Annotated in this window: 2 protein-coding genes; both read left to right on the top strand. The window is 55.3% G+C overall.

The window, feature by feature from the left end:
- Positions 1-19 precede the first annotated feature (19 nt).
- Positions 20-433, top strand: a complete 414-nt coding sequence (locus IT41_RS19155; RefSeq protein ID WP_331435352.1) for a zincin-like metallopeptidase domain-containing protein — start codon at positions 20-22, stop codon at positions 431-433.
- Positions 434-746: 313 nt separating this feature from the next.
- Positions 747-1,358, top strand: a complete 612-nt coding sequence (locus tag IT41_RS19150) for an NYN domain-containing protein (protein ID WP_036744373.1) — start codon at positions 747-749, stop codon at positions 1,356-1,358.
- Positions 1,359-1,726: the final 368 nt, after the last annotated feature.

Below are 1,726 nucleotides of genomic sequence, written 5' to 3'. Positions count from 1 at the left end.
CGAGTGACGAACTCTTGGCATTCCTCGAAGGACTCTGAATTATGCCGACACGCCGCGCCGGCCTAACCGCAATCCAATAAGTCTAGCAGATCGGCGCGGCATAATCCGAACCTCGGCATTATGGGTCTTATGCCGAGGTCGGCATAAGACGCACTGGACAGGAGCGACAAAGCGGCTGGACCGTTTGGGCCGGTTCAATGATCGCAAGGCTTACGCGTTCGAGGAGCTGGTCGCGGAGATTGGCAACTGCATGCTTTGCGCGCAGATCGGGGTGGAGCCTGAATTTGACCAGAGCGCGGCCTATGTCGAAGGATGGCTTGAGGCGATGAAGGAAGACAGCCGCGCAATATTCCGCGCTGCGTCGGAGGCGCAGAAGGCCGTGGACTACATCATGACCCGCACTGCGCAGGCCGACCGGATGGCCGCCGAGTAACAGCCCGTACCGCCGAAATGATCGAGGCCCCCGTCAGCAGGCGGGGGCCTTTTTGCATGGTGGTATGATCCTGGCTGAGGGCGGTTTCTGGGTGACCTGTCGGCGGGCAACCTTAAGGCAACCCGCCGACAGGCCCGGCGCTTCGCGCGGACGTCCCAACGGGACGGCACAAGAATGTGAGGCAGCGATCGCCAGATTAAGCTTGCGTGAACAGTTTTCGGTGTTAGATAGGGGTCATCTAACCGGTGGGGTTCGCGCCATCGGATAAGCCGCTCGCAAGGGCGGCTTTTTCATTTCTTGGTTTGGTGAACGCATGACAACAAGGCGTGTTTCAGTCTACATTGATGGCTTTAATCTCTACCACGCACTTGATGATCTAGGCGAAAGCCATCTGAAATGGCTTGATCTTTGGGCGCTGTCTGAAACCTTGGTCCGAGAAAAAGAAGTCGTCACTACCGTCAAATACTTCTCAGCCTATGCGACATGGATGCCGGCAAGCTATCGCCGCCACCAAAGATATGTAGCAGCATTGCAGGCCCGAGGCGTCCAGTTCATTGAGGGCCGCTTCAAAGAGAAACCAATGCAGTGCAAAACCTGTGGTGTCCGCTATAAGGCTCACGAGGAAAAAGAGACTGATGTTAACATTGGTGTCCACCTGATGGCAGATGCGCTACAGGATCGGTTTGATCGTGCCCTGGTCATATCTGCGGATACAGATTTGAACGAAGCCGTGACGCTCACAAAAGTAGAAGCTGCGGGCAAGCAGATCGACATTGTGGCACCGCCAAAGCGTAAGGGCCGCAACTCTATTGCTTTGTTCGAGGTGACCGTGGGCCGAGTCAGGCGGTCCCTTCTCCCGGCAGAGATCATTCATGAAGGTAATACTATCATGCGCCCGATCGAGTACACTCCACCGGCAACTTGATTGAACATAGCTTTGCTAGTTTACACTTTTACGCTATCCTACTCTCGCAAGAGCCTGACCTATTCCCGGGCAACAACCGTGTTATACAGGCCATAACTCGACAGGCCTTCATGACTATCAATCCCAGTGTAATTCAATGAGGCATCTTCGTATCGGCGGAAGGCGAAAACCGCCTGATTCATCTGTTCTGTGTTGAACACTTTGAGCCGAACCAGAAGATGAAAATCCTGGACTGTCAGGCGAGATATGCTCGAAAGTTGGTGACGCTTGATCAGGCGGCAGCTTGAATGTGGCGGACGCCGTCGCGGAACTCAACCCCGCTGATGACCTCCGGCAGGCGGTTCCGACCGTCGAGCCTCCGCCATTTC

It is taken from the genome of Paracoccus halophilus, from assembly GCF_000763905.1.
In the GTDB taxonomy this organism is placed as follows: domain Bacteria; phylum Pseudomonadota; class Alphaproteobacteria; order Rhodobacterales; family Rhodobacteraceae; genus Paracoccus; species Paracoccus halophilus.
This window is presented reverse-complemented; position numbering and strand designations above follow the sequence as displayed.